Source organism: Mesorhizobium sp. M1428 (genome assembly GCF_040317515.1).
Classification (GTDB): domain Bacteria; phylum Pseudomonadota; class Alphaproteobacteria; order Rhizobiales; family Rhizobiaceae; genus Mesorhizobium.
In genome coordinates this window covers 120,961-142,427 of sequence record NZ_JAMYKT010000002.1, presented here as the reverse complement: position 1 = coordinate 142,427, position 21,467 = coordinate 120,961, and the positions used below count along the sequence as shown (strand labels likewise).

The following is a 21,467-nucleotide window of genomic DNA, read 5'->3' as shown; positions in this document are numbered from 1 at the left end:
AATTAATATATAAAGTTTTAGATAAGTTTTACTGAAATTGGCGCGCGGCCACACTTGGGCTCGCCCGACTTTGTCCTGCCTCGTTGCCAAAAACTTGGCATCTCCCCGTGAAGAGGAGATTGGCCGTCATCAACGCTTCCCCGCGCTAACGGCTGGCCTCGAAGATGGCGACGGCTGCCGCTGTCAGCGCGGCGTTACCGGATGCTACCGTTCCATCAGGAAGCTCCTTGCCGTCTTCCAGTCCGACGCGCGTCGACCAACGGCGTCCCGCCGCCCGGTGCACGAAAGGCCAGACCGTGGCGTCGGCGCCGTGCAGCAGGATTGCCCGGCGCATTCCGGCGCCGTCGAGCACGGCGGCGATATCGTCGCTGATCTCCAGCGCAGCGTCCGGCTCCTGCTCGGAGATTTCGATCAGGATGCGCAGCACGCGTTTGCCATGGTCGAGGCTCACCAGCCGCTCGGCATCGGCGACCGAGGCGAGCCCGGCCTCGATACCAATGCCGCGCTGGCGCAGACGCTCCATGACGGCGGGGGCGGCGTCTTCGCTGAGATTGACCGAGGCGTAGTCGGGCAGTTCGCCCCAGCCGGCGATCGCAGCCAGTGTCCGCTGGTCGTCGTTCTCGATCCAGGCACCGGTCGACACGCCGATCAGCGTCCCCGGGCAGGCGCGGCGGAGCGCCAGCACCGTCCGGTCCATAGCCATCGGAGCCAGGCTTTCGCGACCGTCCAGCCCGCGGGCATGAACATGCAGCTCGGCGGCACCGGCAGCGACGCAGGCCGCGCCGTCACGCGCCATGGCCTCCGCGTCGAGTGGCAGGTTGGGGTGGAAGTCGGCGCTGCGCGCGCCATTGATGCAGGTCTGGACGATCATGGAGGTGGCCCGGTTAAGGTTGCTGCCAGTCTAGCGCGGGCCAGTGAAAACCGGAATCGCGCTGGCGAAGGCTCCTGACATACGGACGCGGCACAGCCTGAATCAGTCTGGCAGAATGCACCTCTATCGTGTTGTTCGGCTTAGTTTTCTTAGCAAACGAACATCCGTCGGGCAGAGTTACGGCGAAACACCCAACTCGCGTAATGCAGCGTTGGCGGCACGGTATTCGATAAAACTCTTTGGACAATGGCTGACGGTATGCCTGTAAAGCCATAGGGCGTGATCGCGGTGCCCTTTGAGCCGGCTGAGTTCCGCGCTATAGAAACTGATCTCGCAAAATTTGCCGTGTTTCCTGGTTGGATCCGAGTCATCGACGTCGTTCAATGTCGCGGTCGGCGTCTTTTCGCCAAGCAGCATTCGAACCACAGGCGCCGGCCACTTCGTCATGTCGAGCTTAGAAGCTGCCTCCCGCAAATGGCCCGCCGCACCGTTGCGTCGTTCAACAATATCCAGCCATATGGCAAAATAGGCGTAGTCGGGCTTGAGCGCGGCCGCCTTTTCAAAGTCAGCCTGCGCCTTGGCCAGCGAGCCAGAATAGAAATAGAGAACACCCCTGTTTGAGTAGCTGTACGGATAGTTCGGATCGAGCAGGATCGCTTGGTCGAAGTCAGCAATGGCTCGACCGTCGCCGGCCTTTGCCATCCAGGCAACGCCGCGGTTGTGGTAAATTCTTGCATTTTTCGGATCGAGACCAATCGCCCGGTCGTATTCGGCGATGGCCTGATCGTAATCACCTCGCTTGTTCCAGAGAAAGCCTCGGTTGCTATAGGCGATGGCAAGTGTTGGGTCGATATCGATTGCGTGGCTGTAGTCCGCGAAGGCGCGAACATCGTTCTCCTTTGCCATCCAGGCCAAGCCCCGATTATTATATGCGAGGGCCTGTTTCGGGTCGAGCTTGATCACCTGGTCGTAGTTGGCGATGGCGCGATCATTGTCTCCCTTGCTAGCCCAGGCGACACCTCGATTGAAGTACGCTTTGGGGTCTTTCGGATCGAGGCTGATCGCCTTGTCGTAGTCGGCGATGGCGTGGTCATTGTCGCTCTTGCCTGACCAGGCCACCCCTCTGTTGTACCAGATGCTCGCATCGTTCGGATCGAGGCTGATCACTTGGTTGTAGTCGGTGATGGCGCCGTCAAAATCGCCGTCCGTCAGCCGGGCGTTGCCGCGCCGGTAGTAGGCATGCGCGTTTTTCGGATCGAGGCCGATCACCTTGTCATAGTCGGCCAGGGCGCGCTGCATCGCCCTTGCTGGTCAACGCATCGGCTCGATCGTTCAGGGACCCGGCGTCGTTCGGGTTGAGCCTGATGGCCTGATCGAAGTCGACTATCGCGCGGTCGTCGTCGCCTTTGCGTGACCAGATCAGCCCGCGATTGTGGTAATTTCTGCCGTCTCCGGGATTGAGGCTGATTGCCCTGTCATAGTCGGCCAAAGCCCGGTCGTTCTCGCCCTTGAAGGTCCAGGCGACGCCGCGGTTGTAGTAAGCATCGCCATATTTCGGGTCCAGGCTGATCGCCTTGTCCAGATCGGCGATGCCCTTGTCGTAGTCGCCCTTGAAGACCCAGCTGATGCCCCGGTTATAGTAGCCGCTGGCGACGGTCGGGGCGATGCCGATGAACGCGCTGTAGTCGGCAATGGCGCGGTCGTAGTCGCCTCGTTCCGTTAAGGTATTGCCGCGCTTGAAATAGGCAATGCCACGGTTTTCGACAGGCTCTGTCGCATCCTCGATCATGCGCGTGCAGGCGGCGATCCGCGTGCTTGCCTCGACCTCGTCGTCGCTGACGCAGTCGCTGCTGGCGGACAAGGCCGGAAGCCCCGTGACAAGCAGGACGATGAGACCAGCCAGCGTGCGCCAGAAAAACCTGTGCCGTTCTCGAACCGGTCCGGTCAATTCGCTCCTCGGGTCATCAAAAACTCTTGGAAATTGTCGTCACGGAACCGCGCCCAACTCGTGCAGAGCGGCCTTGGCCGCAACGTATTCGTAATAGTCCCCAGGGCAATCGCTGGCAGCGACCCGGTAGAGCCGCAAGGCTTCGTCGTCATGGCGTTGCAGCCGATCGAGTTCGGCGATGAACAGGTTCGCCTCGCACGAATTGCCACGCTTCTTGGCCGGGTCGACGTCGTCGGCTGCCGCCAGCACCTCGGCCGGCGTTAGTTCTCCAAGCAGCATGCGAACCGCTGGCGCCGGCCATTTGGTCATGTCGAGCTTTTCAGTCGCTTCCTGCAAGTGGCTCACCGCACCGTTGCGCCGCTCGGTCATCTCCAGCCAGATCGCAAAATAGGCATTGTCGGGCTTGAGCATGGCCGCGTGTTCGAAATCGGCTTGCGCCTTGGCCAGCGCGCTCGAATAGAAGGAGAGAATGCCGCGGCCCAAATAGGCATAGGCATATTTCGGATCGAGGCTGATTGCCCGATCGTAGTCGGCGGTCGCGCGGGCGTAGTCGCCCTTTGCCGACCAGACAACGCCCCGGCCATTGTAAGCACGGGCGTCTTTCGGATCGAGGCTGATCGCCTTGTCGTAGTCGGCAAGGGCGCGGTCATTGTCGCCCTTCTTGTGCCAGATACGGCCTCGGTACCTGAAGGCTTTGGCATGTCCTGGATCGAGCACGATCGCCTGGCTGTAGTCGGCGATGGCGCGGTCATCGTCGCCCTTGTGTGCCCAGGCATTGCCTCTGTTGTCGTAGGCAGTTGGGTCTTTAGGATCGAGCGTGATCGCCTGGCTGAAGTCGGCGATGGCGCCGTCATAGTCGCCCTTGTCAGACCAGACGAGGCCCCGGTTGTACCAGGCATCAACGTTTTTTGGGTCGAGGCTGATTGCCTGCGTGTAGTCGGCGACAGCGCGGTCGTCGTCGCCCTTCTTCTTCCAGGCAATGCCACGGTTGTTGTAAGCGGTGGCGTCCTGGGGATCGAGGCCGATCGCTTGGTCATAATCCGCGATAGCGCGGTCGTAATCGCCCTTGTGTTTCCAGGCAACGCCTCGATTGTTGTAAGCACTAGCGTCCTGAGGATTGAGGCCGATCGCTTGGTCATAATCCGCAATGGCGCGGTCGTAGTCGCCCTTGCGTGCCCAGGCCACGCCTCTGTTGTAGTAGGTGCTGGCCTCTTTCAGACCTAGGCCGATTGCCTGATCGTAGTCGGCAAGGGCGCGATCATTATCGCCCTTGCGTGCCCAAGCGATGCCACGATCTCCATAAGTGTCGGCATGTTTCGGGTCGAGGCTGATCGCACGATCATAATCTACAATGGCGCGGTCATAGTCGCCCTTGCGTGTCCAAGCGATGCCACGATCTCCATAAGTGTCGGCATGTTTCGGCTCGAGGCTGATCGCACGATCATAGTCTGCAATCGCGCGGTCATAGTCGCCTTTTAGTACCCAGACAGCACCACGATTGCTGTAGGCTTTGGCGTCTTCCGCATTCAGACTGATCGCCTGTTCGTAGTCGGCGATGGCTCGGTCGTATTCGCCCTTCTGTTTCCAGGCAACGCCACGGTTGTTATAGGCTCCCGCATTTTTAGGATCGAGGCTGATTGCCTGGTCGTAGTCGGCGACGGCACGATCGTAGTCGCCCTTGTCTGCCCAGGCGTTACCCCGGTTGCTGTGGGCATCGGAATGCTTCGGATCGAGGCTGATGGCCTGATCATAGTCTGTAATGGCGCGGTCGTAGTCGCCCTTGTGCTCCCAGGCGACACCTCGGCTGTTGTACGCCTCGGGGTTTGTCGGGTCGAGGCTGATCACCTGGCCAAAATCGGCGATGGCGCGATCATTTTCGCCCTCTTCGACCATTGTGATGCCTCTGACATAGTAAGCACCAGCAAATGTCGAATCGAGGTCGATAGCCTGGCCCAAATCTGCAATCGCGCGGTCGTAGTCGCCTTGTGACGCCCGTGCCTCGCCGCGCTTGTAGTAGGCAGTCGCGCGGTTGGCCACAGGCTCCGTGGGATCCTCGATCATGCGCGTGCAGGCGGCGATCCGCGTGCTTGCCTCGACCTCGTCATCGCTGACACAGTCGCTGCTGGCGGACAAGGCCGGGAGCGCCGAGACCAGTATCGCGACGAGGCAAACGAGGAATTGCGGGACTGCCCCGTCCCTTTGTCGAACCCGTCCGATCAATTCGCCCCCCATCGCGGCAAGTCCAGCTGCATTGTATTCAACGAAATCCGCGAGACAATCGCTAACGAGCTCACCCTGCAAGAAACGGGTGGTCCGCGCGCGCCGTTTCACCCATCTCAATGACAGAGAAGCCACAGGAGGCGGAGCCATGACAATCCATTCGATAGGCGCGAAAGCGGCGGTCAAATCGGCTGAGGTGCGCGTTGCCGGATATGACTGGCGGACGCTGGCCGATGAACTGAGCGGCTATGGCTGCGCAGTGATGGAAAAGCTGCTGACGCCGCAGGAGTGCCGGCAGATCGCCGGGCTCTATCCGGACGAGAGCCATTTCCGCAGCCATGTCCAGATGGCACGGCATGGTTTCGGCAAGGGCGAGTACCGCTATTTCCGCTATCCCTTGCCCGATCTGATCGGCGGCTTGCGCACCGCGCTCTATCCGCGCCTCGCTGCGGTCGCCAACGACTGGAACGCGCGCATGGGTATCGCGCAGCGCTATCCCGACGAACACGCCGCGTTCCTCAGGCAATGCCACGAGCAGGGCCAGACGCGGCCGACGCCGCTCTTGCTGCAATATGTCCCGGGCGACTTCAACTGCCTGCACCAGGATCTCTACGGCGATCTTGCCTTCCCGCTGCAGGTGGCGATCCTGTTGTCCGAATCGGGCAAGCATTTCACCGGCGGCGAGTTCGTGCTGACCGAGCAGCGTCCGCGCATGCAAAGCCGCGTCGAGGTGGTGCCGCTGCGCCAGGGCGATGCCGTCGCCTTCGCGGTCCACAATCGTCCGGTCCAGGGCACACGAGGCAATTACCGGGTCAATCTCAGGCACGGCGTCAGCCGGCTTCGCTCCGGCATGCGCCACACTGTCGGTATTATCTTCCACGACGCCAAGTAACCGAGCCGCCCGGTCGAGGCCCGGCGGCGGTTACCTGGAAAAATCGCTGCGGACGATGCCGTGGCGCTGGAGCTTGTCGTAGAAGGTCTTGCGCGGAATCCCCAACGCTTCGATCGTGCGCCTGACGTCGCCCTCGTTGCGGCCAAGCGTCTCGCGGATGATGTCGGCCTCGTAGCGCTCCAGCCGCTCCGGTAGCTTCATGGCGGTGTTCGATTGGGTCGGGGCAGGGGCTTCGGCGCCTTCCTCCAATCCAAGCACGAACCGCTCGGCGAAATGCGCCAGTTCGCGCACATTGCCCGGCCAGTCATGGTCGCTGAGATGGCGATGCACCGTCGCCGGCACTGCCGGCACCTGGCGGTGGAAGCGGGCGGCGGCGCGCTCGGCGAAATAGAAGAACAGCAGGGCTACGTCGTCGCGGCGCTCGCGCAGCGGCGGAATCGAGATCGTCACGACGTTGAGCCGGTAGTAGAGGTCCTCACGGAAAGCGCCGCGCTGGCGCGGATCGCCGAGGTCGACCTTGGCGGCGGCGACGACGCGCAGATCCACCGGCCGCACCTCGTTGGTGCCGAGCGGGGTGACCTCGCGCATCTCCAGCACACGCAGCATCTGCACCTGTGTCGAGACCGGCATGCTTTCGATCTCGTCGAGGAACAGCGTGCCGCCGCTGGCATGCTCGATGCGGCCGATCCGTTTCTTCTGCGCGCCGGTGAAGGCGCCGGCCTCATGGCCGAACAACTCGCTCTCGATGACGGTCTCCGGCAGCGTGCCGCAATTCAGCGCGACGAAATTGCCCTTGGCGCGGCGGCTCCAGCGATGCAGAAGGCTTGCCACCACTTCCTTGCCGGAGCCGGTCTCGCCGGTGACCAGTACATCGACGTCGGTGTCGGCGATCTGGCGCAGTGTGCGGCGCAGCCTGTCCATCGCCGGCGTCTGACCGATCAGCGGCAGGCCGTCCTGCGCCTCTCCGGCCGCCTCGCGCAAGGCGCGGTTCTCCATCACCAGGCGGCGCTTTTCAGCCGCGCGGCGCACGCTCTGCACCAGCCGGTCGGCGGCGAAAGGCTTTGTGATGAAGTCGTAGGCGCCGTCCTTGATCGCCTTGACGGCCATGGCGATGTCGCCGTGGCCGGTGATGAGGATGACGGGAATGTCGGCATCCAGCCGTAGGATGCGGTTGAAAAGCTGCAAGCCGTCGATCTGAGGCATGCGGATATCGGACACCACGACGCCGGCAAAACCGGCGTCGAGCCTGGCCAGCGCCTCGGCGGCCACCGCAAAGGCCGAGACCGAGAAGCCGGCAAGCTCCAGCGTCTGCGCGGTGGCCTTGAGGAGATCGCGGTCGTCGTCGATCAGGATCACCGGCGCGGCATTGTCGTTCGTCATGATGGCTTACGCTGCTGTCTGGAGATGAATGGTGAAGCGGGTTCCGCTGTCGTCGCTCGAAACTTCGATACGGCCGCCATAATCGGCGACGATGTCCTTCGAGATGACGAGGCCAAGGCCAAGGCCTTTTTCCTTGGAGGTGTTGAACGGCGTGAACAGCGATTTGAGGATCCCTGGCGGAATGCCGGGTCCGTTATCGGACACGCCGACCGTGACGCCGTCCGCGGTCTCTTCGACCGAAACCTGCACATGAGCGTCGTCGCGGCCGTCGAGCGCCTCCAGTGCGTTCTGGAAGAGGTTGATCAGCACCTGTTCGAGCCGGACCCGATTGCCCATGACCTTGAGGCTCGGCGGCGGCAGGTCGATGGCCAATGCGTCGAGCCGGCCGGCAAAGCGGCTCCTCAACAGCACGACCGCGCCCTCGATGACACCACGCAATTCGACAGGCTCGGCGGCGGTGCGGCCCTTGCGGGCAAATGCCTTCAACTCCTCGGTGATTGAGCCGATACGTTCGGTAAGGGCTGCGATAGCGCCGAGGTTTTCCTCGGCCGGCCCGGTCTGCTTGCGGTCGAGGAAGGTGCGGGCATTGTCGGCATAGGCGCGTATGGTGGCGACCGGCTGGTTGATCTCATGGGCGACACCGGCGGCGACCTGGCCGAGGATGGCGAGGCGGTTGGCCTGGACCAGATCCTGCTGCACGATTTGGAGCTTGGCTTCCGTGCTGCGGTGGTCTGATATCTCGGCCTGCAGCCGGTCGCGGGCGCGGCTCAAATCCTCGGTCCGTTCGACGACGCGGCGTTCGAGCTCGATGCGGGCCGCCTGTTCGGCGGCAATCCGCATCTGCGCCGACTGCCGGCGCCACAACAGATAGGCGGCAAGGCCGAGCAGCGGGACGACGACGCCGAGCGCAAGAAGCCGCATTTCGCGGACGGCGGCGGCGATCGGCCCTTCGACCGGGATGAGATAGTCGAGCCGCCAGGGGGTCGAAGGAACCGGCGTGGAAAGGCTGAGATACTCCGCGTCGCTGCCGCCGGGCGTCACCGCGTGAACAATCGACACATCCGGGCTGAGCGCCTGCGGGTGCATGATCGGCAACGGCACAAGCGGCGCGTCGCCGAACTGTTGGCTGTCGCGAATTGCGGCCTGCTCAGGTGCGGCCAGCGGCGCGGTTGTCATGAAGCGCCAGGACGGCACGCTGGTGATCAGGACGACGCCATTCTCGTCGCTGACATAGGCCGGGCGGTTCGCCTCGCGCCAGTCGGCTTCGAGCTGGTCGAACTCCATCTTGACGACGACGACACCGAGCGGTGCGGCTGCATCGCCGACGCGGCGCGAAATGTAGAGGCCGGGACGCTTGCTGACATTGCCGAGTGCAAAATATTCGGCGGTTCCGGCCTGCATCGCGCCGGAGAAATAATCGCGAAAACGGTAGTCATTGCCGACGAAGCTGATCGGCTCGCGCCAGTTGCTGGAGGCGATCGCCAGTCCGTCGGTGCCGATGACATAGAGTACCGACGCCTTGGTGCCGGAGACCAGCCCCTCGAGCTTGCGGTTCAGCACATCGATTGCCGCGGCATTTTTTTGCGACAGCGCGTCGCGCACTTGCTGGTCTGCGGACAGAAGCAGGGGCAGGGCGCGCGGGCTTTCGAGCACGGCGCGCAGCAGCGCGACCTTCAGATTGGCGTCGGTACGCCCCTGCGCCGCCAGGGTCTCGATCTCGGCGGTGCGGCCGTAAAGGCCGGCGCCATAGAGCGCTGCCGTGACGATCAGCAGGGCGACGGCCGCAAACAGCAGCCAGGCTCGGCGCGCCCGCCTGGCGAGTTGCTCGGGGGTCGAAGACAAGGCACCGGCGGGGCGTTGCAGCATCGCCCATTTGTGCATGAATTCGCACAAAGCACAATTCGACCTATGCGGAGATTCGCACTTGCCCATGCGTCCCGCACTGCAGTCGTTTGCGAATGCTCAACAAAATCAATGATGAAAAGCTCTTCTGCGTATCTGGCACAGCTGTTGCAAACACGAATTCAGCAGTCGCGAGGCTGCTGGTCAAAACAACTGCCCCGGGGAGTCGAGCTTTCGATCGGGGCGCCATGGAGGACGTCATGCAGACAACAATCGCTGCCACCGAGCCGCGCGGCAAAGTACCCTTATACCGGCATCTTTATGTGCAGGTGCTGGCGGCGATCGCCGCCGGCGTGCTGCTCGGCCATTTCTATCCCGAAACCGGCGAGGCGATGAAGCCGTTCGGCGACGCCTTCATCAAACTGGTGAAGATGGTGATCGCGCCGGTGATCTTCCTGACGGTGACGACCGGTATCGCCGGCGTTTCCGACCTGCAGAAGGTCGGCCGCGTCGCCGGCAAGGCGATGATCTATTTCCTGGTGTTCTCGACGCTGGCGCTGGTCGTCGGCCTGGTCGTCTCCAATGTCGTCCAGCCCGGCGCCGGCATGCATATCAATCCGGCGACGCTCGATACCACCAAGGTGGCCGCCTATGCCGAGAAGGCGGACGACACAACCATCGTCGGCTTCCTGATGAACATCATCCCCGACACCATCACCGGCGCCTTCGCACAGGGCGACATCCTACAGGTGCTGTTCTTCTCGGTGCTGTTCGGCGTCGCCCTGGCGCTGGTCGGCGATCGCGGCCGTCCGGTCGTCGATTTCCTGCAGGCGCTGACCACGCCGATCTTCCGCCTGGTCGCCATCCTGATGAAGGCCGCGCCGATCGGCGCGTTTGGCGCCATGGCCTTCACCATCGGCAAATACGGCATCGGCTCGATCGCCAACCTCGCCATGCTGATCGGCACGTTCTACCTGACCGCGCTGCTGTTCGTGCTGGTGGTGCTCGGCGCGGTCGCCCGCTACAATGGCTTCTCGATCCTGGCGCTGATCCGCTATATCAAGGAAGAGCTGCTGCTGGTGCTCGGCACCTCGTCCTCGGAAGCGGCATTGCCGGGTCTCATGGCCAAGATGGAGCGCGCCGGCTGCAACCGCTCGGTGGTCGGCCTGGTCATCCCGACCGGCTATTCCTTCAATCTAGACGGCACCAACATCTATATGACGCTGGCGGCGCTGTTCATCGCGCAGGCGACCGACACGCCGCTCACCTACGGCGACCAGATCCTGCTGCTCGCCGTCGCCATGCTGAGCTCCAAGGGTGCCGCCGGCATCACCGGCGCCGGCTTCATCACCCTGGCGGCGACGCTCTCGGTCGTACCCACCGTACCGGTCGCCGGCATGGCGCTGATCCTCGGCGTCGACCGCTTCATGTCGGAATGCCGGGCGCTGACCAATTTCATCGGCAATGCCGTGGCGACAGTGGTGGTGGCGCGCTGGGAGGGGGAACTCGACCAGACGAAGTTTGCCGCCGCCATGGCCGGCGACTTGCCGGAGGAAGTCGACCTGTCGCTGCCGGGTTTGCAGGCCGCCTGACTGTTTAGGCCACATGACTATAAGCCCGGAGGCGGTTCGCCGGCTCCGGGCAAAAGCACCGGCGGTCGTGGCATGCCGCCTGAAACGCAACCTGAAGTGGCTCTGTTTTCGACGCGGGGCTTGTTCCAGCCGCATTTGAAGGCCAGTATCCGCCATGCCTTCATGGCACCGTCCGCTTCGCTCCCGACCTGATCGCGAGGCGAGACATTTCCGTCGGGCTCGGTTGCATCTCATCCTTGCCGAAATCGTCGGAGCTTTTGCTGCCGCCGACCCCTGACCATGGCAGCAGCCTCGAAGGCAATGGCGGCCGCAGTACGAAGTCGCAAAGCGAAACGTGACCGGTCTCCTCGTGGAAAGCGCAGGCTTTCTCCCAGGGAACTCGTTGCGCGCCAAGAGGGGCGCTTGAAGAGGGGCAGGCCCATGAGCGGGCCTTTGCCGAACCAAAGCAAGATGCGAGGTCAAACGCGATGCAGTCTGTCCAAAACAGGATTCCGGTATCCATCATCATCCCGAACTACAACTATGCGCGGTTCCTCAAACGCAGCATCGACAGCGCCCTCGAGCAGGACTACGCGGATGTTGAAGTCATCGTCGTCGACGATGCATCGCAGGACAATTCCACGACAATCATGGAATCGTATCGCGACGAGATCCTCGCATGCCCGCGAGCGCAAAATGGCGGACACGCGGCGGCGTTTAACACCGGCTTTGCGGCGAGTTCGGGCAAGATCGTCCTGTTCCTCGACGCCGACGATTATCTCTATCCGACCGCCGTCTCCACCATTGTCGACACCTGGGACGAGGCAACCGCCCAGGTGCAGTCCAGACTGCATATCGTCGACGAGGGGCAACGCATCAAGGATGTCTTTCCGCCGCCCGAACTGCCCTTCGACAGTGGCGACGTCATGCCGAAACTTCTGCACAAAGGCCGCTATCAGACCACCGTGACCAGCGGGCTCGCCTTTGACCGTGCAACCCTGGAATCGATCATGCCGATACCGGAGCCGGAGTTCCGCCAGGGCGCCGACGGCTATCTGGCAACGCTGGCGCCGATGTACGGGCATGTCCAATCGATCGACGAATGCCTCGGCGCCTACCGGATCCATGGCGCCAACCATTCGGTCTTCGGTGAAAAGCTCGCCGAGCGGGCACGCTGGCGGGTAACCCACGATTTCCGCCGCATGCAGGCGCTGTCGGACCAGGCCTCCGGGATCGGCCTGACCATCGTGCCCTCGGATGCCGTGCGCCACGATCCGGTCCACCTGGAAGAGCGGCTGGCGTCGCTTTGCGCCGACAGAGACCGACACCCTGTGGCCGACGATTCCCGGCTGGCGCTCGGGGCGGCTGGCGCCGTCGCCAGCCTTGAAATGACCGCGTCACTGCGGCGGCGCGCCATCCTTGCCGCGTGGTTCCTGTCGGTCGGGGTGTTGCCGCGGAAAATGGCGACCGCGGTCCTGTCGTGGAAGCTTGACGCGTCGTCGAGGCCGGCATTTTTGAGCCGCCTGTCCAAGACCATCCGCCATGCGATGGGTTAGTGGCGATCACGGCCCCTGCTGCCGGGATCGACCCTCCGGTTCGACGGCTCGCTCGACCAGGACATGCGCCTCCCGCGCGGCCTCGATGAACGCGTCCCTGGCGGCTTCGGTCCAGCGGTCGTCGCTCATGGCGCGGCGGCATGTGCGCAGTGCCAAGCCGTGTTTGGCGCTGCCGGCGTCGCGCCAATGGGCCTCCAGCAATTCGACAGCCTGCCGTGCGTTGGAAATGTTGCGGATATCTCCCACGATGCCGACCGCAACCGCAACCGGCTTGGAAAACCATCCTTGGTTCATGGCGAAGCCTTCGACGTGTTGAACTACCTATAACGAAAATCGTAGCGCAAGGTTTCATTCGCGCCAGTCACCACGGCGTGAGGCCGCCCTCACTGCGCCTCGCGCAGCCTGACCACGACGCTGCGCGCCACAAGCACCAGCACCGTAATGACGATCAGGATCACCGAGAGTGCGGCGATCGCCGGGTCGATGTTGTCGCGCAGGCCCATCCACATCAAGCGCGGCAGCGTGATGGCGTTGACCGATGTGATGAACAGGGTGACGCCGATCTCTTCCCAGGACAGCACAAAGGAGAGCAGTGCCGCGGTGACGATGCCGAACTTGATGTTGGGCATGATGATGCGGGTGGCGCGTTCCCACACGGTCGCGCCGAGGCCGCGGGCAGCGAGGTCGATGCGGCGGTCGAGTTGGCTGAGCGATACCAGGATCAGCACCGTGGCAAAGGGCACAGTCATCACCGCATGCGCCATGGCGACACCGAGCCAGGTGTCATAGCCGAAGAACGACGAGAACCCCGAAATCGAGGTCAGCAGGAAATAGAGCGTGATTGCCGATACCACCGGCGGCACCACCATCGGCAGCAGCACGAAGCCGACCAATGCTGCCGTGAAGCGCGGCTGGAACATCCAGACGCCGAGGCTGAAGCAGAGTGCCAGCACCGTGGAAAAGGCGCTGCTGACGACGCCGATCCTGATCGAGAGCAGGATCGAATTGATCCAGCGCGGATCCTCGATCAGCGCCCGGTAATGGCGCAGCGACAGTTCGCCGGATGGCATCGCCAGCATGCGGCTCGGCGTCAGCGACACCGGAATGACGGCGAGCAGCGGCAGCAGCAGGAACAGCGCGACCAGGGCGGCGAGGATCAGCGAGATGGGACCGGGGCGGTAGGTCGGCATCGCGCTACACCAGTTGCTTTGGCCTGATATAGCGGAACAGCAGCGCCATCAGCGCGCCGACGAACAGCACCAGCACCACGCTGATCGCAGCACCCAGGCCCCAGTCCGGGCTCTGGAAGATGCGGAGATAGATCAGCTCGGCGATCATCACGCTGCGGCCACCGCCGAGGATCGCCGGCGTGACGAAGAAGCCCAGCGAAAAGACGAAGACGATCAGCGCCGAGCCGATGATGCCGGAGCGGGTCATCGGCACGAACACCGACCAGAAGGTGCGCATGCGGCTGGAGCCGAGGCCGCGCGCCGCCAGCAGCACACGGTCGTCGAGGCTGCGCATCGAAGAGGCCAGCGGAAACACCGCGAAGGGGATGAGGAAATGCGTCATGCCAACGATGACGCCAAACTCGTTGCGCACCAGCGCCAGCGGCTCCGAGATGAAGCCGACCGCCTGCAGCCAGGTGTTGATCAGGCCGCGATTGGACAAAAGCGCCACCCAGCCGAAGGCGCGCGTCAGCACAGAGATCCAGAACGGCACCAGGATGCAGAATTCGGCCACGACACGCTGCACGGGCGTGCCGCGCACCCAGACAACGGTGATGGCGTAGGCGGCGGCAACTGAAACGATCGTCACGATCGCCGCGATGCGCAGCGTGCGGATGAAGACCGACTGCACCAACTGATCCGTGAGCAGCGCATTGTACTGCCCCAGCCCCGGCGTGGGCAGCGTAAAACTCCATTTGACCACGCCAAGGAATGGCCAGGCGTAGGCCAGCACAAGAAAGAGGAGCAGCGGCGCCATCAACAGCGCCGCGCCCATCCTGTCGGAGAGGTATGCTCTCATCCGGTTATCCCGGCTTGTCAGGCGGAGATGATCTTCGTGTATTCGTCGAGTGCCGCCCCGTAGTTCTTGGCGTACCAATCCATGTCGAGCGGGATCTGCTTCTTCATGTTCTCGGGATCGACGGGGTTGATGCGCTTCTTGTCGGCAGGGATCAGCGCGTCGGCGGCCGGATTGGCCGGACCCTGGCCGAGCTTCTCGAACATGATGAGTTCCTTCTCCGGGTCCTGCGTGCTGGCGATGAACTTCATCGCCGCGTCCTTGCCGCCGGGATTGCCTTTGAGCACGGCGAGCGCGCCGGGCGAGATCAGGCCCTGGTCCCAGATGAACTTGATCTTGCCGCCGGAATCCTGCTCGATAAGCGAAGCCCGGGTCGACCAGACGATCGCCATCGAGGCCTCGCCATTGAGCAGCACGCTCTGGCTTTCGGCGCCGCCACCCCAATAGGCGACGACGTTCTCCTTGAAGGCAGCGATCTTGTCATGCGCGCGCTTCAGGTCAAGCGGATAGAGCGAGGCCGGCGCGATGCCGTCGGCAAGCAGTGCCGCTTCCCAGCTCGACACGCCCCATTTGTAGAGCGAGCGCTTGCCGGGGAATTTTGCCACGTCGAAGAAGTCGGCCATGCCGGTCGGTGCCTGGCTGCCGTATTTCTCGGCATCGTAGGCGATGACATAGGAGAAGAAATAGGTCGAGGCTGCGTATTCCCAGCCGAATCCCGGCCGCATCTTCTTCTTGTCGACGATCGAATAATCGATCGGTTCGAGCATGCCTTGCGCGCCAAGCGTGATCGCCGAGAACGGATCGACGTCGACCAGGTCCCAGGTCGGCGCGCCGCTCTTGAACTGCGCCGCGATCGCGCCTTCCGTCGGGCCGGAGCCGTCCATCTTGACGGTGATGCCGGTCTCCTTGGTGAAGGCCTGGCCGTAAGCGGCGTCGTAGGCGGTGATGGCGTCGCCGCCCCAGTTGACCAGCACCAGTTCTTTCGCCGCGGCAGAGGCGCCGGTCGAGCGCAGCAGCATCGGCGTGCCGGCCAGCACCAGCGCTGCCAGCTGCGTGAACTGCCGGCGCGAGATCTCGCCGCGCACTGCCCTGGCGGACAGCGCCTCGATGGAATTTTTCTTGGTTTGGTTTGTCATGTCAGTTCCCCTTTTTTGTCGTTGATATTTCCTGAAAGTCAGCTTGGCGACTTCGCCACGCCGATGGTCATTGTCCTCCGTTCGGAAGGAGGAAGCCTTTCTCCGCCGGCCAGGTCAGCCAGACGGAATTGCCCTTGCTGAGCGCGGAGGCGGCGACCTCGTTCGGCACCGACACCGTCACCTTGGCGCCCTGGCGCGTCGTCAGATCGAGCCGCGTCGCAGCGCCAAGATAGGTCGAGGCAACGGCAGTGGCGGCAATGCCGTTCTCGCCCGCGGCCGCTTCCGGCGCGATCGACATGTATTCGGGCCGGATCGCCAGGATGGCGTCGCCACGGACCTTCTCGGCCTTGCAGCGCATGCTGATCGCGCGGTCTTCGCAGAGGCCGGTCGAGCCATTGTCGGCCGGGCGCACGCCCTTCAGCGGCAGCATGTTGATCTCACCTAGGAACTCGGCGACGAAGCGGTTGTCCGGCCGGTCGTAGACCTCGTCCGGCGCGCCGACCTGCAGCAATTTTCCATGATTGAAGATGGCGACGCGCGACGACAATGCCAGCGCCTCGCTCTGGTCATGGGTGACGAAGACGAAGGTGGTGCCGGTCTCCTGGTGCAGCCGCTTCATCTCGGCCTGCATCTGGCCGCGCAGGCCCTTGTCGAGCGCCGAAAACGGCTCGTCGAGCAAAAGCACACCAGGCTCGAACACCAGCGCCCGCGCCAGCGCGACCCGCTGCTGCTGGCCGCCGGACAATTGCGACGGCAGTTTCTTCTCGTGGCCCTTAAGCCCGACGCGCTCGATCATCTCGCCGACGCGGCGCTTGATCTCAGCCGCCGATTTCTTGCGCACCTTGAGCGGGAAGGCGAGGTTGGCCTCGACGCTCATATGCGGGAACAGCGCGTAGCCCTGGAACACCATGCCGGCGGCGCGCTGCTCGGCCGGCCGCTCGGTGATGTCGACGCCGTCGCTGTAAAGGCGACCGTCGGTCGGCTGAATGAAGCCGGCAAGGATCATCAGGAAGGTAGTCTTGCCGGAACCGGAGGGGCCGAGCAGGGTGAGGAACTCGCCACGGCCGATATCGAGCGTCAGATCGTCCAGCGCACGGAACGAGCCGAAGCTCTTGCCGATCCCGATTGCCTTGATCTCTGCGGCCCGGCCGGGTTGCTGCATCCTGCCCTTTCCTTAGCGTAGGCGAAATCGTAGGCAGGGCGGCGGCTCACCGCAACCGAATAGTTTTCGCCTGATCGGCAAATTTGATTCATCTATGCCCCAATCTTCCCCCTCCGGGGGGAGATTAACGCTGGTTCTCCGACAGCTTCGACCTCAGCCACCGCCCAAACGCTTCCAGCACCGGATGCGCCGCCTTGGCGTGCTCGGAAACCAGAAAATACGAGCGCGGTGAATTGATCGCGATGTCGAAGGGGCGCACCAGCCGGCCTTCGCTCAGTGCCCGGCCGCTGGTCAGCTCGTCGCCCATGGCGATGCCCTGGCCGGCGATCGCCGCCGAAAAGACCAGGTTCATGTCGGAAAAGAAGATGCCGCCTTCCGGGTCGGGGTTCTCGACCTTGGACAGCGCCAGCCAGCGCGCCCAGTCCTCGGTATCGCCGAGATGCAGGAGATTGGCGGGCAGCACGTCTGCCGGCTTGGAGAAGCCGCCGATCTTGTTGAGCAGCGTCGGGCTGCACAGCGGCGTGAACGAGATCTCGCACAACAGCTCGACCGCGCGGTTGGGCCAATTGCCTACGCCGAAGGCGATGAAGGCGTCGGCCTCGGCATTGCTGACGTCGTCGAGGCGGCGCGGCGTCAGGATGCGCAGCGCGACATCGGGATACATCTGCCGGAACTCGCCGATATGGGTGCACAGGAACAGCGAGGCGAAACCCGGCGTACAACTGACGCTGAACGAGCCGCCGACGCCGGTGCCGGCATGGCGCGTCACCGCGTCACCCAACACCGTCAGCGCCTTGCGCACATCGCTGGCATAGCGCTGGCCTCGCGGGGTGAGCGCTACGCCCTTGCCGATGCGCTCGAGCAGGTCGAAGCCGAGATCGCGCTCGAGCAGGCGCAGTTGATGACTTACGGCACTGCGGGTCAGATGCAGTTCGTCGGCGGCGCGCCAGACGCTGCCGTGGCGGGCAAAACTGTCGAGGGCGCGCAGCGCCTGCGTCGAGGGAATTCTCAAGAGGTGAACCGAATTTGCATGAGCCGGGAAAACATATCACTTTTTGGCGGGGCGCTTCACTGCTTTCTTTCCGCCATGGAGAAACCGGTGACCTCGGCGCAAGCGACCGCGCTTGCCTGTCTGGACGACATCCAGCCGTCGCTGTCGGCGTGGACGCGGACCATCTTCGACTTCGGCGAGACCGCCTGGCGCGAATACCAGTCGGCCGCCTGGTATGTCGAGCATCTGAAACACGAAAGGTTTTCGGTCGAGGAGGGCTCGGGCGGCATGCCGACCGCCTTCTGCGCCCACTGGACCAACGGGACCGGCCCGACGATCGGCTTGTATGCCGAATACGACGCGGTGCCGGGCAATTGCCAGGATGCGGCGACGGTGAAGCGACCGCGTCCGGGCCTCGGCGAACAGGCCGGCGGCCACACCGATCCGCATTCCGGGCTCGGCATTGCCAGCTTGGGCGGGCTGCTGGCGACCAAGGCGGCGATGCAGCGCCACGGCATATCAGGCACGCTGCGCTTCACCGGCGAACCGGCGGAGAAGGTGAGGGGATCGAAGCCGATCCATGCCGCCAAGGGCTATTATGATGGGCTGGCGGGCATGGTCTCCTTCCATCCTTTTTACATGCTGCCGCTGTGCAATACGGCGCGCTGGGACACGCATTGCGGTGCGGCCTACGCGATGATCTACCGCTTCATCTGCGACGAGCCGGAACATTGGGCGAGCGCGGCAGGCACCGCAGCACCCATCCCGCAGGCGCATTCGGCGGTCAGGGCGCCCGGCGCCAACGACGCGCTCATGATGATGTATATGGCCTCCAAGGCGCTGCGCGATTCCATGCTGCCGCACCAGGGCGGCTGGTCGATCAGCGAGGCGATCCTGACGGCGGGCCAGGCGACTGCCGACAATCTGCCGGCCGGGCTGGGCGAGATCCAGTACATGATCCGCGCGCCGACGCTGGCGATGGCCGAGCAGGTCACCGCCGTGCTCGACCGCAATGCGGAAGCCGCAGCCAGGATGAGCGGCTGCCGCCATGAGCGGCACTGGGTGTCGAAGTCGCGACCGGGGCTGGCCAATCACGTCATGGCCGGCATTGCCTTCGACGCGCTGGCGGCGGTCGGGCCGCCGCGCTGGGACGAGACGGCCAAGGCGATCGCCCGCGAAATCCAGGTCAATGCCGGCGGCGAGGCGACCGAGGAACCATTCATCTATGAACTGGAGCGGCTGATTGCGCCGCAGGTGGCCGAGGCGCTGCTGCGCCGCGACCTGCCGCCGTCGCAGCTCAATTCCACCTCAGACGACTACACCGACATGTCGTGGCACACGCCGACGGCGCGGTTCTATGTAGCCCGCCCGGCACTGCGCTCGGAGAATGGTCACGCCTATCCGGCCTGGGCGATGAATGCGCTGGGTGGCATTTCTGTCACCATCGACCCGATGGTCACCTGCGCAGCAAAGACGATCGCGCTCGCGGCACTTCGCCTGCTGGAAGACAAGGCCGCCCGCGATGCGGCGATGGACGAATTCGTCGCCCGCACCGGCGGCGGGATCGGCGGCACGAGTTGGATCGCGCCGCTCTGCGACTACGAGCCGCCGATTGGATTTCGCTGGCCGGAATACATCACCACCCCGCGCGGACGGGACTGGTGGATACCAGGCAACCAAGCCGCATGATCAACCAAGCCGCCCCCTTCACGAGGAGAACCCTATGACCGTCCATGACCGCATCGTCGCCGAGCCGTTTTCGCTGCAGCGCCGCAACCCGGCCGGCGGCACCAAGCCGCTGACCGCCTGGGGCTTCGCCAACGAGACCGACGTGCTGACCGACGTGCTGCTCGGCTCGCCGAATTTCCTGCGCCATCTCTCGACCAGCTCGCTGTCGCGAAAACATCTGCGCGAGGCGCCTTGCAACGTCCAGATCGCGCAGGCACAGCACAAGGACCTGGCCGCCGCCTACGAGCATTTCGGCGTCAACATCCACTGGCACGAGCCGACGCCGGAGCTGCCGATGCAGGTCTATTCGCGCGATTCCAGCGTCATGACGCCCTACGGCGCCATCATCACGGCCATGGCCCAGTGGTGGCGGCGCGGCGAGAACTACGCGGCGATCCGCACCTATGAGAAGCTCGGCATCCCGATCTACGACATGGTCACCGCCGGCGCCCTCGAAGGCGGCGACTTCAATGTCATCGAGGATGGCGTGGTGCTGATCGGCTGCGGCGGCGCCCGCACGCAGGAGGAGGGCGCCCGCCAGGTGCAGGCCTGGTTCGACAAGGAGGGCTGGGAGACCCGCATCGCCTTTATCGACGAATATTACGTCCATATCGACCTGATGGTGGTGCCGATCGCTGAAAAACTGACCGCCGTCTGCCTTGCCTGTACGGAGCCGGGCATCGTCGACTGGCTGAAAGGCAAGGGCCACGAGATCATCGACGTGCCGTTCCAGGACACGATGGCGCTCGGCTGCAACTTCATGTCGCTGGGCAAGGACCGGGTGATCGCGCCGACGTCCAGCCAGACGCTGATCGGCCAGCTCAAGGCGCGCGGCTTCGAGGTGGCGGCCATCGATATGAGCGAAATCTCGAAGACCGGGGGCGGCATCCACTGCATGGCGCAGGCGCTGAAGCGCGAGCCGGCCTGAGAGGCCGCCTTTAGTCCGGCCGCTTCCGCGAGGGGGCCATTGTCAGGAAGGTCGATCCCGCCTGGCTCGCGGCAACGCGCCTACAGCTCGATGAGCTTTCCCTTGCGCAGACGCTTGGCGCAACGATAGGCGAGATCGGCGGCGACCATGTCTTCCATCGCAATGCCCATCGCCTTGTAGGTGGTGATTTGTTGATTGGAAACGCGACCCGGCGCGCGGTCGAGCAGCATGGCGCCAAGCTCGGTGCCGAAATCCGGGTCGAAGCCGGCAAGCTCGCAGGAACCGACCGGGGTCGGTTTGAACGCATCCTTGGTTTCGACAAAAAGACTGGACTTGCCGATGAGCTCGATCGGCATTTCACCGCCGGGCGGTGCCACCCCGACCGACGAGACATGCGTGCCCGGCTGGACCCAGCCTGCGTCGATCACCGGCTGGTAGGAGTGGGTCGCCAGGCACACCACGTCGGAACTGCGCACTGCCGCCTCGAGGTCGGCGACCGCCACCACCGACGGATGCAGCCGGGCAAGTGCTGCCGCATCGTCGAAGCTCTTCGAAGCGACCCGAATTTCGGCAAAGTCGCGCACCAGCGGCAACAGATGCAGGTGTTGGTTGGCCTGCACGCCGGCGCCGATCACTGTCGCTATCCTGGCATCCCGGCGGGCAAGGGCGCGCACCGACAGCACGGCGGAGCCGGAGGTTCGCACCGCGGTTATGAAGGTGCCATCCATGATGCAGACCGGCAGGCCGGACAGCGGATCGAACAGGCTGATGGTGGCGAGGTGGCTGGGCAGGTTCTTGGCCAGGTTGGCTTCGAAGACATTGACGACCTTGACGGTCAGGTTCATGCCCTCCATCCAGGCCGGCATGGCGAGGCTGTAGCCGGCTCCGGGGATGTCGAGCTGTGGTCGGGGTGGATTGACGACCTTGCCTTGTGACAGCGCCTTGAAGCCGTCTTCTAGAACATCGAGAAGCTGGCTGAGGTCGATGCACGCCATCACGTCGGCTTCGCTCAGCACCAGGATCTCGGTTGCTCCCTTGCTGATTTCCGCCGCACTCTTGCCGGCTTGGCTGAACGCTTCCCTGGTCATCCTGCACTCCTGTGTTCGTCGAAATCGGCTCACCACATCTGCTTTGAGTGGGTGAGGGAAGCGCAGGCTATTGCGAAGTTTGATGTGATGAAATACGTTGATTTTGGCATCTCTGCGTGAAATCAGCAC

General features: G+C 63.7%; 18 protein-coding genes. 5 read left to right on the top strand and 13 right to left on the bottom strand.

Annotation, left to right across the window (positions count from 1 at the left end; all coding sequences use genetic code 11):
- Positions 1-145 precede the first annotated feature (145 nt).
- The 4 genes from NKG60_RS03980 to NKG60_RS03965 form a co-directional block, all read right to left on the bottom strand.
- Positions 146-871 (bottom strand): 3-keto-5-aminohexanoate cleavage protein, encoded by a 726-nt coding sequence (locus tag NKG60_RS03980; protein WP_352661723.1) that lies wholly within the window; start codon positions 869-871, stop codon positions 146-148.
- A gap of 177 nt (positions 872-1,048) precedes the next feature.
- Positions 1,049-2,170 carry a tetratricopeptide repeat protein gene (locus NKG60_RS03975; protein ID WP_352974133.1) on the bottom strand — a complete coding sequence of 374 codons (1,122 nt, stop codon included), beginning with the start codon at positions 2,168-2,170 and terminating at the stop codon, positions 1,049-1,051.
- Entirely contained in the window at positions 2,145-2,732 is a 588-nt protein-coding gene (locus NKG60_RS03970; RefSeq protein ID WP_352974131.1) for a tetratricopeptide repeat protein, read from the bottom strand. The genes NKG60_RS03975 and NKG60_RS03970 overlap by 26 nt, the downstream gene beginning before the upstream one ends.
- 126 nt (positions 2,733-2,858) lie before the next feature.
- A complete protein-coding gene (locus tag NKG60_RS03965; RefSeq protein WP_352661717.1) occupies positions 2,859-4,952 on the bottom strand; it encodes a tetratricopeptide repeat protein in 2,094 nt (697 codons plus the stop codon).
- 235 nt (positions 4,953-5,187) lie between these two features.
- Here NKG60_RS03965 and NKG60_RS03960 point away from each other — a divergent pair, with 235 nt between their 5' ends.
- A complete protein-coding gene (locus tag NKG60_RS03960) occupies positions 5,188-5,931 on the top strand; it encodes a 2OG-Fe(II) oxygenase (protein WP_352661714.1) in 744 nt (247 codons plus the stop codon).
- Positions 5,932-5,961: 30 nt separating this feature from the next.
- Here the strand turns inward: NKG60_RS03960 and NKG60_RS03955 are convergent, their stop codons facing one another.
- Both NKG60_RS03955 and NKG60_RS03950 read right to left on the bottom strand, forming a co-directional pair.
- A complete protein-coding gene (locus tag NKG60_RS03955) occupies positions 5,962-7,311 on the bottom strand; it encodes a sigma-54-dependent transcriptional regulator (RefSeq protein ID WP_352661711.1) in 1,350 nt (449 codons plus the stop codon).
- Positions 7,312-7,317: 6 nt separating this feature from the next.
- Positions 7,318-9,177, bottom strand: coding sequence for a sensor histidine kinase (locus NKG60_RS03950; protein WP_352974129.1), 1,860 nt, complete (start codon positions 9,175-9,177; stop codon positions 7,318-7,320).
- Between the two features lie 236 nt (positions 9,178-9,413).
- Here NKG60_RS03950 and NKG60_RS03945 point away from each other — a divergent pair, with 236 nt between their 5' ends.
- Entirely contained in the window at positions 9,414-10,745 is a 1,332-nt protein-coding gene (locus NKG60_RS03945) for a dicarboxylate/amino acid:cation symporter (RefSeq protein ID WP_352974127.1), read from the top strand.
- Between the two features lie 467 nt (positions 10,746-11,212).
- Positions 11,213-12,280: a glycosyltransferase family 2 protein gene (locus tag NKG60_RS03940; protein ID WP_352661702.1), complete on the top strand. Its 1,068-nt coding sequence runs from the start codon at positions 11,213-11,215 to the stop codon at positions 12,278-12,280.
- A gap of 6 nt (positions 12,281-12,286) precedes the next feature.
- On the opposite strand, the gene NKG60_RS03935 is transcribed toward NKG60_RS03940, so the two are convergent.
- From NKG60_RS03935 to NKG60_RS03910, 6 genes are all read right to left on the bottom strand, one after another.
- Positions 12,287-12,574, bottom strand: a complete 288-nt coding sequence (locus NKG60_RS03935) for a DUF982 domain-containing protein (RefSeq protein WP_352649646.1) — start codon at positions 12,572-12,574, stop codon at positions 12,287-12,289.
- A gap of 89 nt (positions 12,575-12,663) precedes the next feature.
- Positions 12,664-13,470 (bottom strand): ABC transporter permease, encoded by an 807-nt coding sequence (locus NKG60_RS03930; protein ID WP_352661699.1) that lies wholly within the window; start codon positions 13,468-13,470, stop codon positions 12,664-12,666.
- A 4-nt stretch (positions 13,471-13,474) separates the two neighbouring features.
- Positions 13,475-14,308 (bottom strand): ABC transporter permease, encoded by an 834-nt coding sequence (locus NKG60_RS03925; protein ID WP_031194462.1) that lies wholly within the window; start codon positions 14,306-14,308, stop codon positions 13,475-13,477.
- Positions 14,309-14,325: 17 nt separating this feature from the next.
- On the bottom strand, positions 14,326-15,441 hold the full coding sequence (locus NKG60_RS03920; protein ID WP_352661696.1) for an ABC transporter substrate-binding protein: 1,116 nt from the start codon (positions 15,439-15,441) through the stop codon (positions 14,326-14,328).
- 67 nt (positions 15,442-15,508) lie between these two features.
- Entirely contained in the window at positions 15,509-16,603 is a 1,095-nt protein-coding gene (locus NKG60_RS03915) for an ABC transporter ATP-binding protein (protein ID WP_352974124.1), read from the bottom strand.
- Between the two features lie 124 nt (positions 16,604-16,727).
- The gene (locus tag NKG60_RS03910; RefSeq protein WP_352661690.1) at positions 16,728-17,615 is read right to left on the bottom strand and encodes a LysR substrate-binding domain-containing protein; all 888 of its coding nucleotides are present in this window, start codon (positions 17,613-17,615) and stop codon (positions 16,728-16,730) included.
- A 75-nt stretch (positions 17,616-17,690) separates the two neighbouring features.
- Here NKG60_RS03910 and NKG60_RS03905 point away from each other — a divergent pair, with 75 nt between their 5' ends.
- Positions 17,691-19,283 (top strand): zinc-binding metallopeptidase family protein, encoded by a 1,593-nt coding sequence (locus tag NKG60_RS03905; RefSeq protein ID WP_352662372.1) that lies wholly within the window; start codon positions 17,691-17,693, stop codon positions 19,281-19,283.
- Positions 19,284-19,317: 34 nt separating this feature from the next.
- Positions 19,318-20,250, top strand: a complete 933-nt coding sequence (locus NKG60_RS03900) for a dimethylarginine dimethylaminohydrolase family protein (protein ID WP_352974122.1) — start codon at positions 19,318-19,320, stop codon at positions 20,248-20,250.
- Positions 20,251-20,330: 80 nt separating this feature from the next.
- On the opposite strand, the gene NKG60_RS03895 is transcribed toward NKG60_RS03900, so the two are convergent.
- Positions 20,331-21,338 (bottom strand): ornithine cyclodeaminase family protein, encoded by a 1,008-nt coding sequence (locus NKG60_RS03895; RefSeq protein WP_352661684.1) that lies wholly within the window; start codon positions 21,336-21,338, stop codon positions 20,331-20,333.
- Positions 21,339-21,467 lie beyond the last annotated feature (129 nt).

Bases quoted from the DNA above. Each gene is read 5' to 3' on its own strand.
- NKG60_RS03980 (WP_352661723.1), bottom strand. From the start codon at position 871: ATGATCGTCCAGACCTGCATCAATGGCGCGCGCAGCGCCGACTTCCAC.
- NKG60_RS03975 (WP_352974133.1), bottom strand. From the start codon at position 2,170: ATGCAGCGCGCCCTGGCCGACTATGACAAGGTGATCGGCCTCGATCCG.
- NKG60_RS03960 (WP_352661714.1), top strand. From the start codon at position 5,188: ATGACAATCCATTCGATAGGCGCGAAAGCGGCGGTCAAATCGGCTGAG.
- NKG60_RS03955 (WP_352661711.1), bottom strand. From the start codon at position 7,311: ATGACGAACGACAATGCCGCGCCGGTGATCCTGATCGACGACGACCGC.
- NKG60_RS03950 (WP_352974129.1), bottom strand. From the start codon at position 9,177: ATGCTGCAACGCCCCGCCGGTGCCTTGTCTTCGACCCCCGAGCAACTC.
- NKG60_RS03945 (WP_352974127.1), top strand. From the start codon at position 9,414: ATGCAGACAACAATCGCTGCCACCGAGCCGCGCGGCAAAGTACCCTTA.
- NKG60_RS03940 (WP_352661702.1), top strand. From the start codon at position 11,213: ATGCAGTCTGTCCAAAACAGGATTCCGGTATCCATCATCATCCCGAAC.
- NKG60_RS03935 (WP_352649646.1), bottom strand. From the start codon at position 12,574: ATGAACCAAGGATGGTTTTCCAAGCCGGTTGCGGTTGCGGTCGGCATC.
- NKG60_RS03930 (WP_352661699.1), bottom strand. From the start codon at position 13,470: ATGCCGACCTACCGCCCCGGTCCCATCTCGCTGATCCTCGCCGCCCTG.
- NKG60_RS03925 (WP_031194462.1), bottom strand. From the start codon at position 14,308: ATGAGAGCATACCTCTCCGACAGGATGGGCGCGGCGCTGTTGATGGCG.
- NKG60_RS03920 (WP_352661696.1), bottom strand. From the start codon at position 15,441: ATGACAAACCAAACCAAGAAAAATTCCATCGAGGCGCTGTCCGCCAGG.
- NKG60_RS03915 (WP_352974124.1), bottom strand. From the start codon at position 16,603: ATGCAGCAACCCGGCCGGGCCGCAGAGATCAAGGCAATCGGGATCGGC.
- NKG60_RS03905 (WP_352662372.1), top strand. From the start codon at position 17,691: ATGGAGAAACCGGTGACCTCGGCGCAAGCGACCGCGCTTGCCTGTCTG.
- NKG60_RS03900 (WP_352974122.1), top strand. From the start codon at position 19,318: ATGACCGTCCATGACCGCATCGTCGCCGAGCCGTTTTCGCTGCAGCGC.
- NKG60_RS03895 (WP_352661684.1), bottom strand. From the start codon at position 21,338: ATGACCAGGGAAGCGTTCAGCCAAGCCGGCAAGAGTGCGGCGGAAATC.